14 protein-coding genes, 2 pseudogenes and 2 riboswitches are annotated in these 13,389 nt (G+C 59.9%); of the genes and pseudogenes, 9 read left to right on the forward strand and 7 right to left on the reverse strand.

The window, feature by feature from the left end:
- The 5 genes and pseudogenes from ATY80_RS28720 to ATY80_RS20675 form a co-directional block, all read left to right on the forward strand.
- Window positions 1–129 (forward strand): annotated as a pseudogene (locus ATY80_RS28720) (S-(hydroxymethyl)glutathione dehydrogenase); the annotation flags it as partial.
- Window positions 130–233: 104 nt separating this feature from the next.
- The gene (gene gfa, locus ATY80_RS20660) at window positions 234–812 is read left to right on the forward strand and encodes an S-(hydroxymethyl)glutathione synthase (protein ID WP_088694459.1); all 579 of its coding nucleotides are present in this window, start codon (window positions 234–236) and stop codon (window positions 810–812) included.
- A gap of 102 nt (window positions 813–914) precedes the next feature.
- Window positions 915–1,382 carry a YaiI/YqxD family protein gene (locus tag ATY80_RS20665; RefSeq protein ID WP_088694202.1) on the forward strand — a complete coding sequence of 156 codons (468 nt, stop codon included), beginning with the start codon at window positions 915–917 and terminating at the stop codon, window positions 1,380–1,382.
- Window positions 1,379–2,212: an S-formylglutathione hydrolase gene (gene fghA, locus ATY80_RS20670; protein ID WP_088694203.1), complete on the forward strand. Its 834-nt coding sequence runs from the start codon at window positions 1,379–1,381 to the stop codon at window positions 2,210–2,212. Before ATY80_RS20665 ends, fghA begins: the two co-directional genes overlap by 4 nt.
- A gap of 127 nt (window positions 2,213–2,339) precedes the next feature.
- Window positions 2,340–2,652: pseudogene (locus tag ATY80_RS20675) on the forward strand (multidrug efflux SMR transporter).
- A gap of 43 nt (window positions 2,653–2,695) precedes the next feature.
- Here the strand turns inward: ATY80_RS20675 and ATY80_RS20680 are convergent.
- The 7 genes from ATY80_RS20680 to crcB all read right to left on the reverse strand — a co-directional run bounded on the left by ATY80_RS20680 (window position 2,696) and on the right by crcB (window position 8,208).
- Entirely contained in the window at window positions 2,696–3,082 is a 387-nt protein-coding gene (locus ATY80_RS20680) for a DoxX family protein (RefSeq protein ID WP_088694204.1), read from the reverse strand.
- Between the two features lie 126 nt (window positions 3,083–3,208).
- Window positions 3,209–4,741: an acyl-CoA carboxylase subunit beta gene (locus ATY80_RS20685; protein ID WP_088694205.1), complete on the reverse strand. Its 1,533-nt coding sequence runs from the start codon at window positions 4,739–4,741 to the stop codon at window positions 3,209–3,211.
- A 32-nt stretch (window positions 4,742–4,773) separates the two neighbouring features.
- On the reverse strand, window positions 4,774–5,229 hold the full coding sequence (locus ATY80_RS20690; RefSeq protein WP_088694206.1) for a hypothetical protein: 456 nt from the start codon (window positions 5,227–5,229) through the stop codon (window positions 4,774–4,776).
- A 71-nt stretch (window positions 5,230–5,300) separates the two neighbouring features.
- A complete protein-coding gene (locus ATY80_RS20695) occupies window positions 5,301–6,086 on the reverse strand; it encodes an ATP12 family chaperone protein (RefSeq protein ID WP_088694207.1) in 786 nt (261 codons plus the stop codon).
- 8 nt (window positions 6,087–6,094) lie between these two features.
- Window positions 6,095–6,748, reverse strand: coding sequence for an HAD-IA family hydrolase (locus tag ATY80_RS20700; protein ID WP_088694208.1), 654 nt, complete (start codon window positions 6,746–6,748; stop codon window positions 6,095–6,097).
- Window positions 6,745–7,740, reverse strand: coding sequence for an RluA family pseudouridine synthase (locus ATY80_RS20705; protein ID WP_088694209.1), 996 nt, complete (start codon window positions 7,738–7,740; stop codon window positions 6,745–6,747). Before ATY80_RS20705 ends, ATY80_RS20700 begins: the two co-directional genes overlap by 4 nt.
- Window positions 7,741–7,830: 90 nt before the next feature.
- The gene (crcB, locus tag ATY80_RS20710) at window positions 7,831–8,208 is read right to left on the reverse strand and encodes a fluoride efflux transporter CrcB (protein WP_088694210.1); all 378 of its coding nucleotides are present in this window, start codon (window positions 8,206–8,208) and stop codon (window positions 7,831–7,833) included.
- Window positions 8,209–8,327: 119 nt separating this feature from the next.
- Between crcB and ATY80_RS20715 the strand changes: the two genes are divergently transcribed.
- From ATY80_RS20715 to gcvP, 4 genes are all read left to right on the forward strand, one after another.
- Entirely contained in the window at window positions 8,328–8,597 is a 270-nt protein-coding gene (locus ATY80_RS20715) for a hypothetical protein (RefSeq protein WP_088694211.1), read from the forward strand.
- A gap of 111 nt (window positions 8,598–8,708) precedes the next feature.
- Window positions 8,709–8,796, forward strand: a riboswitch (glycine riboswitch).
- Between the two features lie 3 nt (window positions 8,797–8,799).
- Window positions 8,800–8,880: riboswitch (glycine riboswitch) on the forward strand.
- 74 nt (window positions 8,881–8,954) lie between these two features.
- Window positions 8,955–10,091: a glycine cleavage system aminomethyltransferase GcvT gene (gene gcvT / locus ATY80_RS20720; protein WP_088694460.1), complete on the forward strand. Its 1,137-nt coding sequence runs from the start codon at window positions 8,955–8,957 to the stop codon at window positions 10,089–10,091.
- A 24-nt stretch (window positions 10,092–10,115) separates the two neighbouring features.
- Complete coding sequence (gcvH, locus tag ATY80_RS20725) at window positions 10,116–10,478, forward strand: glycine cleavage system protein GcvH (RefSeq protein WP_088694212.1); 363 nt, start codon at window positions 10,116–10,118, stop codon at window positions 10,476–10,478.
- Entirely contained in the window at window positions 10,478–13,342 is a 2,865-nt protein-coding gene (gcvP, locus tag ATY80_RS20730; protein ID WP_088694213.1) for an aminomethyl-transferring glycine dehydrogenase, read from the forward strand. The genes gcvH and gcvP overlap by 1 nt, the downstream gene beginning before the upstream one ends.
- The last annotated feature ends 47 nt before the right edge of the window (window positions 13,343–13,389 follow it).

Genomic DNA, 13,389 nt, shown 5'->3' on the forward strand with positions numbered 1-13,389 from the left:
GACTGGTACATGCAGGGCAAGATCGAGATCGATCCGATGATCACCCACACCCTGGCCCTCGAAGACATCAACAAGGGCTTCGAACTCATGCATTCCGGCGAAAGCATCAGAAGCGTGGTACTGTATTGAGGAAAAGACGACGGAATGCGGCGCGACTTTGAAATGGCCTGCGGCTTTTTCGCAAATTGATCCTGATTTGGGAGCCGTGGGCAGCTGAGGAGGAGGAGCTGAACATGCCAAGTCAAGTATCGATACACCCCGCCCTCGACGGCGGGGTGAAGAAAGGCCAGGCCAGTTTCAACGGCGGCACGCTCGTCTGTGCCTGCGCTGACCGTCCGGTGAAAGTCGCGATCAAGGGCGCCATCGCTCACAATCACGCCTGCGGCTGCACGAAATGCTGGAAGCCAAACGGAGCGGCTTTTTCAATCGTCGCCGTGACCCCGCACGAAAACGTCGCGGTGCTGGAGAATGGCGACAAGCTCCAGGTCGTCGATCCGGATGCACTGATCCGGCGCCACGCCTGCAAGGCCTGCGGCGTTCACATGTACGGGCCGGTGGAGCGCGAACATGCATTCAAAGGGCTCGACTTCATCCATCCGGAGCGCTTTCAGGAAGGTGGGTGGCCGGAACCAACATTTGCGGCCTTCGTCTCGTCGATCATCGAATCGGGCACCCCGCCTTCGGCGATGGAAGGCGTCCGCGGTCGCCTGAACGAACTTGGTCTCACGCCCTATGATTGCCTGAACCCGACGCTGATGGATGTCATCGCAACCTGGGTGGCGAAGAAGGCAGGCACGCTGAAAGAGGCCTGACATCTTGAACGCATTACAGCCGTCGGACTATGAGACCCGAACGAACCGCCGCTACGCGCCCTCAGGGCCGCGTAGCGTTTCCATCAAAGCAGATTGAAATTCATGATTTATGTCGATGCAGACGCCTGCCCCGTGAAGCCGGAAATCCTCAAGGTCGCCGAGCGCCACGGCATGGAAGTGACTTTCGTGGCGAATTCGGGCTTGCGTCCTTCCCGCGATCCGATGGTGTACAATGTCATCGTCTCGGCCTCGTTCGATGCTGCCGATAACTGGATTGCCGAGCATGCCAGTGTCGGTGACGTGGTCGTCACCGCCGATGTCCCCCTCGCGGTCCGTTGCGTGGCGACGGGTGCACTTGTCAGCGGTCCGACTGGTCGGGTCTTCGATGATACCAATATCGGCATGGCGAGCGCGATGCGCGATCTCGGCGCTCACCTGAGACAGACCGGCGAAAGCAAGGGCTACAATGCAGCCTTCGGCCCGAAGGATCGCTCCCGCTTTCTCGAAACCTTCGATCGCCTGTGCCGCCGGGCCAAGGCGCTTACTCCAAGAATGGACGAAAGAGAATGAACATCATTTCACAGACAACCGCCTTCGGCGGCATGCAGGGCGTTTTCACGCACGAATCCGACGCCTGCAAGTGCGATATGACTTTTGCTGTTTTCGTTCCGCCAAAAGCAATCAAGGAGCCCTGCCCGGTTGTCTGGTATCTCTCAGGCTTAACCTGCACGCATGCGAACGTCATGGAAAAGGGAGAGTATCGGCGTATGGCTGCCGAGCTCGGCCTGATTATCGTCTGCCCGGACACAAGCCCGCGCGGTAATGACGTACCGGATGAACTCACCAACTGGCAGATGGGCAAGGGCGCCGGCTTCTATCTTGATGCGACCGAAGAGCCTTGGTCGGAAAATTACCAGATGCACACCTACATCACCGAAGAGCTTCCGGCCTATGTCAGCCAACATTTCCGCATGGATATGACTCGCCAGGGCATCTTTGGTCACTCGATGGGTGGTCATGGCGCCATGACCACCGCGCTCAGGAACCCGGACCGTTTCAGGAGCTGCTCGGCCTTTGCGCCGATCGTGGAGCCCTCCACCGCGGACTGGTCGGCACCGGCGTTTGAGAAGTACTTGGGCCCCGACCGCGCTGCGTGGCGCAAATACGATGCCTGTGCCTTGGTACGTGACGGCGCACGTTTTCCTGAGTTCCTGATCGACCAGGGGAAGGCCGATGGTTTCCTGGAGAACGGGCTGCGTCCCTGGCTGTTCGAAGACGCTGTGAAAGATACTGATATCAAGGTCACGCTGCGCATACATGAGCGTTATGACCATTCCTACTACTTCATCTCAACCTTCATGGATGATCACCTGAGGTGGCACGCCGAGCGACTTGTTTAAGGCCGCAAGAAACGGGTGGTAGCTGCGCTATGACGTTTCCTACCTGAGTTGAACCGTTTCGAAGTCCTTGGCATCTGATTTGCGCCTGGTGCGCTGGAACGTTCTCGCTCTCAGGATGGAGATTTCGATGACATGGCTCCTGCTTGTTCTTGCCGGACTTTTCGAATGCGGCTGGGCGATCGGTTTGAAATACACCGATGGCTTTACGCGCGATACCAACGGCTTTGACCGCCGTTTCCATGGTCATCAGCGTTCTGCTGCTGGGCATCGCCGTCAAGACGCTGCCGATCGGGACGGCCTACGCGGTTTGGACCGGTATCGGCAGTGTTGGCACCGTGTTGCTCGGCATCTGGCTGCTCGGTGACGCCGCCACTGCCCCACGTCTGCTCTGCATTTCAATGATTGTCGCCGGGATCGCCGGCTTGAAGGCTACTGCGTGAGCCGCAGCCGTGGCCGGCAAAGCCGACCACGGCACTGTGTCTATTAGGCGGTCGCCTTGCGCTGGTCGATCGACAGTGCGCCAGGTCCGGCGAAGAAGATGAACAGGAAAATGAAGCTGAACAGAATTGCCGCTTCGCCACCGTTCAGTGCCGGCCAAAATGCCTTTGATCCGTGCGCCATGAAGTAGGCGACGGCCATCTGGCCCGAGAGGATGAAGGCGACTGGTCGTGTGAACAGGCCGATCAGCACGAGAAGGCCACCGACCACTTCGAGCAAAGCGGCGACCAGCAGCAAGGGCGGCAAGGGCCCCTCCATCTGCGCGGCCGGGAACGCGAAAAGCTTCATCGTCCCGTGTTCGATAAACAGCAGCGCTGCAATGACCCGCAGGGCGGCAAGCGCGTAGGGCTGATATGCGCTCAGTCGTTCCATGTAAACTCTCCTTTTGAGTAAAGACAGCGGAGCGTTAGCTGCTTCGCCAAAAGGGAAGAAGACACGGATCGCTGACGGGCGATCACTTCTTCTTGATTTTCCTCAGCTTTCCCCAATCTAATCTCCTCAAAGCGGAATATTGTCGTGCTTCTTCCAGGGATTGCTCAGGTCTTTGTTGCGAAGCATCTTGAGGCCGCGTGCCAGCCGCCTGCGCGTAGAGTGCGGCATGATCACTTCATCCACGTAGCCTCGCTCGGCGGCCACGAATGGTGAAAGGAACCGGTCCTCATACATCTTTGTGTGCGCAGCGATCTTTTCGGGAGCGGCAACGTCCTTCCGGAAGATGATCTCGACTGCACCCTTGGCGCCCATGACCGCGATCTGGGCCGTCGGCCAGGCATAATTCAAATCGCCCCTCAGATGCTTGGACGCCATGACGTCATATGCGCCGCCGAATGCCTTGCGCGTAATCACGGTGAGCTTCGGCACCGTCGCCTCGGCGTAGGCAAATAACAGCTTCGCACCGTGCTTGATCAGTCCGCCATACTCCTGGGCGGTTCCCGGCAGGAAGCCGGGCACGTCCACGAACGTAACGATCGGAATGCTGAAGCAGTCGCAGAAGCGGACGAACCGTGCCGCCTTTCGCGACGCATCGCTATCGAGTACGCCGGCGAGCACCATTGGCTGGTTTGCCACGAAACCGACGGTCGAGCCCTCGATTCGACCGAAGCCGCAGACGATGTTCTTGGCGAAGCTCGCCTGGATCTCGAAGAAATCCCCCTCATCCACTGTCTTAAGGATCAATTCCTTGATGTCGTATGGCTTATTCGCATTTGCAGGCACCAGCGTATCTAGCGATGCATCGATATCTGTCACCGACTGGTAACATTCGATTTCCGGAACTGGCGAAGTGTTCGACTGCGGCAGGAGGTCAATCAGTCTGCGAACCTGCAGCAACGCCTCGACATCATTGTCGTAGGCGCCGTCGGCAATCGAGGATTTGGTCGTATGCACCGAGGCGCCGCCGAGTTCTTCGGCGGTGACCGTCTCGTTGGTGACTGTCTTCACCACATCCGGGCCGGTCACGAACATGTAGGACGTGTCGCGGACCATGAAGATGAAATCAGTCATTGCCGGTGAATAGACGTCGCCGCCAGCGCACGGTCCCATGATGACGGAGATCTGTGGAATGACGCCGGAGGCGAGCACATTGCGCTGAAACACCTTGGCGTAGCCACCAAGCGCGGCAACGCCTTCCTGGATACGGGCGCCGCCCGCATCATAAATGCCGATGATCGGCGCCCTGTTCTTGAGCGCCATATCCTGCACCTTCATGATCTTCTCGGCATGTGCCTCAGAGAGCGAACCGCCGAACACCGTGAAGTCCTTGGCGAAGACGAAGACCGTTCGTCCATTCACGGTTCCCCAGCCGGTGACCACGCCGTCGCCGGCAATCCGCGTCTTGTCCATGCCGAAGTCGCTCGATCGATGTTCGACGAACATGTCGAACTCCTCGAAGGAGTCCTCGTCCAGGAAAAGATCGATGCGCTCACGTGCCGTCAGCTTGCCGCGCTGGTGCTGCGCGTCGATACGCGCCTTGCCGCCACCGAGCCTTGCAATTCCCCGGCGACGTTCGAGTTCTTCAAGAATTTCCTTCATAGATACTCCTCGCCGCGGATATCGCGGCCGGTTCAAGCGCGTCCGGCGCTTAGCGAGAAAGCGGAACGAATGCGGGCGGCGATGTCTTCGGCAAGGATTTCGTCGGCAGCCGTGGGACTGTTGGAGAAGCTTGTGACCTCGAACGAGCTAACGGCAATGACCGATCCGTCTTCGACCGAAGCGGCATCGATGCTGACCTTCGCGACATTCCGGCTCTTTTCGATACCCTGGCCCTTTTCGACGGAAAGGATCCGTATCGTCAGCACGACGCGTGGGTAAACGTCAGTCCGCACCGTGGCGTTGATCGCGGAATTTACCCGATCGCCAACACCGGCAAGGATTGCCGGCGGTATCTTCTGCGGGCTGACAACAACGGCGCTTCGCACGTCATAGACAGGAGCCGGTTGCTCCTTCGTGTAGAGCGAGCATGACGCCAAGACGATGCAGGTAAAAACAACCGGAAAAATGCACGACTTGAGCCAGTTCATTCAAGAAAATCCGCATCCGCCCCCAACAGAGTCGCAGATTTTCGCGATAACCGGCATCAACGCAATATGTTTCAGGCCTTCAGGGCCAAAAAAACGTCAGTAGCGGCCTTGAAATCTTCGAAACGCTTTTCTCGGCGCTCCTCCGCTTCTTCATCGCTTCCCCAATGCTCGATCGTCCAGTCTTCGTCGAGATGGGCGAGCGACCAAACTTCCTTGGCCGATAGCACGCGTTCGGCAAAGGCAAGCGCCAGCAGCGCCGAGCCTGTCAATGTCGTGATGGTATGCAGGGCGGCGAGGACCGTAGCGTTGTCGTGCGGCCTCAATGCCGCCGAAAATGCCGCAATGGCTTCCGGTGGCTGATCGTGATGCATCACGCCTTCGATCAGAATGAAGCGCGCGCCGAGCGAATTGGCGGCCCAGTCGAGCACCGGATCCCAAAGTTCCCTCTGACGCTCGACGAGCTCCTGCGGTGCATCGGCGCGATAGCAGAGAAGATCGCTCGAGGAGAAACGTAGAATGTCTTCAAAGACTGCCTGCGTGTCGGTTGCAACACCATCGATCGCCGTATTGACGAGCCGTGTCGCCGGCATTGTCGCGGGGTCGATGAGTTCGGCCTGCGCCTCCCACTCCCGCACGAGAAGTTCCGCAACGGCTTTCGTCGCGACAACAAGTAGGTTGCGGGCCGGCGTTCGGATTGCCTTGCCGTCCAGTTCGATAGAAAAACCCTCGTCGAGCTCCCTGATGGTGACCGTCTTGTAGAAGCGTTTCGGCAAAGGCTTCTTCATCTGGATCTGGGCGCGACGGATTGGATCCGGATGACTCAATCCTTCTGTTAGGTCGTTCAACAGATCACGCATGCGTCACCTCAGGAAAAGTGCTTCAGAATATCGCTCGGGTGGCGAACAATGCTATCGGCACCCGCAGTCACCAGGTCGTCCACGCTGGCATAGCCCCAACTCACACCCACGGCTTTCGCGCCGGCGGCTTTCGCCATCTGCATATCGTAGACGGCATCGCCGATGACAATGGCATCGGCGGGCTTCATGCCGGTCTCGCTGCAGCACTCCATTACCATAGCTGGATGCGGCTTCGATGGGCAGTCGTCTGCGGTGCGTGAAACGACAAAATGTGGTGCAAGACCATGTTTTTCGAGAACATGGATAAGACCGCGACGCGATTTGCCGGTTACCGCGCCGACCAGAATGTCATCGTTTCGCGCCAATTCATCGACCAGCGGCTTGATGCCGTTAAAGAGCGGCACGTCCATTCCAGGTTCGTCGCGGACACCGGTATAGATCGCCCTGTAGTGGGCCGTCATCGCGATCGCTTCATCGTCGACATGTGGCTTTCCGCGCATCCGCGTAATCGCGATATCCAGCGTCAGTCCGATGATCGACTTCGTCAGCGAGACATCGGGTCTGTCATAGCCGAAATGCGCGAACGTCCTCGCCATCACCTCGTGGATCAGCGCGGCGCTGTCCACCAGCGTTCCGTCGCAATCGAAAAGTGCCAGTTTCATTCGTGGTCGGCTCCGTCGGCGGAGTTTTCATCAAATCCCAACAGGTTCCAGGTCTGGACCATATGCGGAGGCAGCGGTGCCGTTATGCGCAGCCGTCCGCCGGATGGATGCGGGATATCGATATGGCGTGCGTGCAGGTGCAGTCGCTTTTGAACGCCGCCGGGAAAATCCCAGTTAGGATCATCGTCGAAATACTTGGGGTCGCCAATGATCGGGTGACCAATATGAAGGGCATGGACGCGAAGCTGATGCGTACGGCCGGTATAGGGCTCCATTTCGAGCCAGGCGAGGCGTTGCGCCGCCGTCTCAATGACACGGTAGTACGAAACGGCGTGGTCGGCACCCTCCTCCCCGTGCTTGGCGATCCGCATGCGGTCGCCGTCCGGCGTTGCTTCCTTGACAAGCCAGGTGGAGATCTTGTCCTCGTGCTTGCGCGGGACGCCCTTAACCAGCGACCAGTAGGTCTTCTTGGTATCGCGCTCACGAAAGGCGGCTGTGAGTTTTTGTGCAGCGCCGCGGGTCCGTGCCACGACGAGCACACCCGATGTGTCTCGGTCCAGACGGTGCACCAGACGTGGCTTCTCGCCCTTCGGACTGGTCCAGGCTTCAAGCATCTTGTCGATGTGACGCGTCACGCCCGAGCCGCCCTGCACCGCAAGGCCCGCGGGCTTGTTGAGGATGATGACCTTGTCGTCTTCGTGCAGCACCATCCGCGACAACAGTTCGAAATCGCCGGAGTGCTTCAGATCGCGGCCAGCGATGGGTCCGGTCTTCGCTTTAGCGTCAACATCAAGCGGCGGTACGCGCACCATCTGTCCAGGCTGCACCCGGGTGTCACTCTTCACACGCCCGCCGTCAACGCGGACCTGCCCGGATCGGAGAAGCTTCTGAAGTGGGCCGAAACCGAGACCCGGGAAGTGCACCTTGAACCAGCGATCGAGCCGCATGCCCGCCTCATCCGGCTCCACCTTTATGTGTTCGATACCCGCCATACGTTATCTTTCGGAAAATGGTCTTCCGCGCGCCGCGCGGACTTTGCGGCTGGCTTTAGAGCATTTTCGCTGAAAACGGAAACCGTAATCTCACAAGATCGCGCGCATAAGTGCCAGTCCCCCGATCACACCGGCCATCGACAGGCCGACGCTCGCGACGATGTAGAGGGCGCCGGATAGCGCCGCGCCACGCTCAAAGAGCGTAATTGTATCGAGCGAGAATGAGGAGAAGGTCGTCAGACCGCCGAGGAAGCCGGTGATCAGCAGCAAGCGCAATTCCGGCGATGCGTCGAAGCGTCTGATGATCATTTCCGCGAATACGCCAATGACGAAGCAGCCGACAACATTGACGGTCAAGGTTCCCCACGGAAAGGCCGGGCCTGCGAGCCTGAGAGCCCAACGGCCGACGTAGTATCTAAGGACGGAACCGATCGCGCCGCCGACGGCGACAAGTATGGCCTGAATCATGAGTCGTCTCTGTTTTTCCGTGCCGGAAATTCCGATTATCTCCGGAGAAGATCAAGATGCATAAAATGCCAGCGGTTAATTTAGCCAGTTAAGAACGTGGGGCGCCTTAGTGTTGGCGTATGACAGTCTTGGTAGGCACCATAGCCGCGAGCACCGCAGCCGCGGCGTTTGAAACGCTCCGGATTCCGCAGCGCGTGTCTGCAAGCACGGCAGCCAAGGAAGCTCGCCGCGCTGCCGACCGCCAGACCAGGGCGGCCAGCGGCCAAGATGTCGAGGAACCGTCCAACATCATTCAATCGACCGAAGTGGCGTTGGATCTCATGACAATGGGGCAAAAGCAGCCGCAGGCTGGATTAAAACAGGCTTTGGAGCTCTACAGCGACAGCTGAGCATCGCCCGCCTCCCATCTCCGTAGCCGCCGATCCTTAAAAGCGCGACAAAAATTTGTTTGGCGGCGACATTCCCCCTTGCCAAGTATAGCCATGGCCAGATAATTGCCCTCGACCTTGTTGGGAGAAGCTGGTCATCTGCGATCAGTGCCGAAGGAGCAACCGCCCCGGAAACTCTCAGGCCAAAGGACCAGCAAGGGGCAGACGGAACTCTGGAGAGAAGCGTTCTCGAAACGCTCGCCGAAGGGATAACAATCTCAGGCGAAGGGACAGAGGGGGCTCGAAATGCAAGGCGCAACTGCGCCTGAAGATTTGAGCCCGCGCATGGAAATCCAGGCGCAAACCCCGGAGGCGTCGTTGGACGATACTGCTGCCCTCAAGAAAACTTCGCTTCACGCGCTGCATCTGTCGCTTGGCGCCCGCATGGTTCCCTTTGCAGGCTATGACATGCCCGTGCAATATCCGGCCGGTGTGATGAAGGAGCACATCCAGACCCGTACGTCTGCCGGTCTATTCGACGTGTCCCATATGGGCCAAGTCGTCATCAAGGCGAAATCGGGCAAGTACGAAGACGCGGCCCTTGCGCTCGAAAGCCTCGTTCCGGTGGATATTCTCGGCCTCGCGGAAGGTCGCCAACGCTACGGTTTCTTCACCGACGAGAATGGCGGCATCCTTGATGACCTGATGATCACCCATCTCGACGATCACCTGTTCGTTGTCGTCAACGCCGCCTGCAAGGAGGCCGACCTTGCTCACATTCAAAAGCATCTTGGTGATACCTGCGATATCACGCTGCTCGACCGCGCACTCATTGCGCTGCAGGGACCGCGCGCCGTTGAAGTGCTTGCCGAACTCTGGGCCGATGTCGCCGCGATGAAGTTCATGGACGTTCGCCATTGCCGACTGCACGACGTTTCCTGTCTTGTCTCGCGCTCCGGCTACAGCGGCGAGGACGGTTTCGAAATCTCGATTCCGGCGGACAAAGCCGAGGATGTCGCCAGGCGGTTGCTTGAGCATCCGGATGTCGAGCCGATTGGCCTTGGCGCGCGTGACAGCCTGCGCCTCGAAGCCGGCCTTTGCCTCTACGGCAACGACATCGACACCACCACGACTCCTGTGGAAGCAGCGCTCGAATGGGGCATGCAGAAGGCCCGCAAGAGCGGCGGCGCCCGTGCCGGCGGTTTCCCCGGCGCAGACCGCATCCTAACCGAACTTGAAAGGGGTGCAGCCCGCCGCCGCGTCGGCTTGAAGCCCGAAGGCAAGGCCCCGGTTCGCGGCCATTCCAAGCTTTTTGCGGATTCCGAGGGCAAGACCGAGATCGGCGAAGTGACTTCGGGCGGCTTCGGCCCATCCGTCGAACACCCCGTCGCAATGGGCTATGTCACGGTCGCCCAGGCAGCCGTTGGCACACAGATCTACGCTGAAGTGCGCGGTAAGTTCCTGCCCGTCACCGTCAGTAACCTCCCCTTTATTACGCCAACCTACAAACGCTGAAACATTTTTCCGGAGAGAACAATCATGCTGAAGTTTACCGAAGAACACGAGTGGCTGAAGATTGAAGGCGGCGTTGCGACGGTCGGGATTACCACCTACGCCGTTGAACAGCTCGGCGACCTCGTCTTCGTCGAATTGCCGGAAGTCGGAGCCACCTTCTCCAAGAATGGCAATGCCGCGACCGTCGAATCCGTGAAGGCCGCTTCCGACGTCTATTGTCCGCTGGACGGCGAAATCACCGAAGTGAACCCCGCTATCGTCGCCGATCCATCGTTGGTCAATTCCGATCCTCAGGGCGCCGGCTGGTTCTTCAAGCTGAAGCTTGCAAATGCCGCTGACGTCGATGGCCTGCTCGACGAGGCGGCCTACAAGGAGCTCACTGCGTAATGACGACGCCGACCGAATTCCAGTTTACCGACTACCAGCCCTACGACTTCGCCAACCGTCGCCATATCGGCCCGTCGCCGGCCGAAATGACGGATATGCTGAAGGTGATCGGCTACGGCAGCCTCGACAACCTGATCGACGCGACCGTCCCGCCCTCCATCCGCCAGAAGGCACCGCTCGTCTGGGGCGCGCCGATGACGGAGCGCGAGGCGCTCGACAAGCTGCGTGAGACCGCCAACAAGAACAAGGTTCTCGTCTCGCTGATCGGTCAGGGCTACTACGGCACGATTACGCCGCCTGTTATCCAGCGCACGATCCTGGAAAACCCGGCCTGGTACACGGCCTACACGCCCTACCAGCCCGAAATCAGCCAGGGTCGCCTCGAGGCGCTCCTGAACTACCAGACGATGATCTGCGACCTGACCGGTCTCGACGTCGCCAACGCCTCGCTGCTCGACGAAGCGACTGCTGCTGCCGAAGGCATGGCCATGGCCGAGCGCGTCTCGAAGTCGAAGTCGAAGGCCTTCTTCGTTGATGCTGCCTGCCATCCACAGACGATCGAGTTGATCAAGACCCGCGCGGAACCGCTCGGCTGGAGTGTCATCGTCGGCAACCCCTTCACCGATCTCGATCCGGTCGATGTCTTTGGCGCGATCTTCCAGTATCCGGGCACGCACGGCCATGTGCATGATTTCACCGGCCTGATTTCACGCCTGCACCAGACCGGCGCCATCGCCATCGTCGCTGCTGACATTCTGGCTCTGACGCTGCTGAAGTCGCCCGGCGAGATGGGCGCCGACATTGCCATCGGCTCGTCGCAGCGCTTCGGCGTTCCCGTCGGCTACGGCGGCCCGCATGCGGCCTACATGTCCGTCAAGGACGCGCATAAGCGCTCCATGCCCGGCCGTCTCGTCGGCGTTTCCGTCGATGCCCGCGGCAACCGCGCCTATCGCCTGTCGCTGCAGACCCGCGAACAGCATATCCGCCGCGAAAAGGCGACGTCGAACATCTGCACCGCGCAGGTGCTGCTTGCCGTCATGGCTTCGATGTACGCCGTCTTCCATGGCCCGAAGGGCATCAAGGCGATCGCACAGCAGGTTCACCAGAAGGCCGTGCTGATGGCCAAGGGCCTGGAAAAGCTCGGCTATACCATCGAGCCCGAAACCTTCTTCGACACCATTACCGTCGATGTCGGCCACATGCAGGGCGTTATCCTGCGCGCGGCGGTCGCCGAGGGCGTCAACCTGCGCAAGGTCGGTGCCACTAAGATCGGCATGAGCCTCGACGAGCGTACGCGCCCGGCGACACTGGAAGCCGTCTGGCGCGCCTTCGGCGGCAACTTCGCCGTCGCCGAGTTCGAGCCGAGCTATCGTCTGCCGAAGGGCCTCGCCCGTACCAGCGAGTACCTGACGCATCCAATCTTCCACATGAACCGCGCCGAAAGCGAGATGACCCGCTACATCCGCCGGCTGTCCGACCGCGATCTGGCGCTTGACCGCGCGATGATCCCACTCGGCTCCTGCACGATGAAGCTGAACGCGACAGCGGAAATGCTGCCGATTACATGGCCTGAGTTCTCGGATATTCATCCATACGTTCCAGCCGACCAGGCGCTCGGCTATCGCGAGATGATCGATGACCTGACAGAGAAGCTCTGCGCCGTAACTGGCTATGATGCCTTCTCCATGCAGCCGAATTCCGGTGCGCAGGGCGAATATGCCGGCCTGCTGACGATCCGCGACTATCATATCGCCAATGGCAACGGTCACCGCGATGTCTGCCTCATCCCGACTTCCGCGCACGGCACCAACCCTGCCTCAGCACAGATGGCCGGCATGAAGGTCGTCGTGGTCAAGGTTTGCGAAAACGGCGATATCGACATGGATGATTTCCGCGCCAAGGCGGAGCAGTATGCGGAAAGCCTCTCCTGCTGCATGATCACCTACCCCTCGACGCACGGCGTCTTCGAGGAAACCGTCAAGGAAATCTGCGACCTCGTGCACAGCAAGGGCGGCCAGGTCTATCTCGACGGTGCCAACATGAACGCCATGGTCGGCTTGTCTCGCCCCGGTGACATCGGCTCCGACGTCTCCCACCTCAACCTGCACAAGACCTTCTGCATCCCGCACGGCGGCGGCGGTCCCGGTATGGGCCCGATCGGCGTCAAGTCGCATCTGGCGCCATACCTCCCCGGCCACCCGGAAACCGACGGCCGTTCTGGCGCCGTTTCGGCGGCCGCTTTCGGCTCGGCTTCTATCCTGCCTATCTCCTGGAGCTACTGCCTGATGATGGGCGGCGAAGGCCTGACGCAAGCGACGAAGGTTGCGATCCTTAACGCCAACTACATCGCCGCCCGCCTGAAGGGCGCCTATGACGTGCTCTACAAGTCCGAGGCCGGCCGCGTGGCGCACGAATGTATCATCGACACTCGCCCGCTGGTCGACAGCGCGGGCGTCACCGTCGACGACGTCGCCAAGCGTCTGATCGACTGCGGCTTCCACGCGCCGACCATGAGCTGGCCTGTCGCAGGCACGCTGATGATCGAGCCGACGGAATCGGAAACCAAGGCCGAGCTCGACCGCTTCTGCGAGGCGATGCTGGCGATCCGCCAGGAAGCGCGCGACATTGAGGAAGGCCGTTCCGACAAGGCGAACAATCCGCTGAAGAACGCCCCGCACACGGTCGAAGACCTCGTCGGCGAATGGGATCGTCCCTATTCCCGCGAACAGGCCTGCTTCCCGCCCGGCGCCTTCCGCGTCGACAAGTACTGGTCGCCGGTCAACCGCGTCGACAACGTCTTCGGCGACCGCAACCTGGTGTGCACCTGCCCGCCGGTTGAGAGTTACGCCGAAGCTGCGGAGTAACATCCGAACGGCCTTCCCTTTTGAGGGAGGGCCGTTTCCCACATACA

The sequence above is a fragment of the Rhizobium sp. R711 genome, from assembly GCF_002211365.1.
In the GTDB taxonomy this organism is placed as follows: Bacteria; Pseudomonadota; Alphaproteobacteria; order Rhizobiales; family Rhizobiaceae; genus Rhizobium.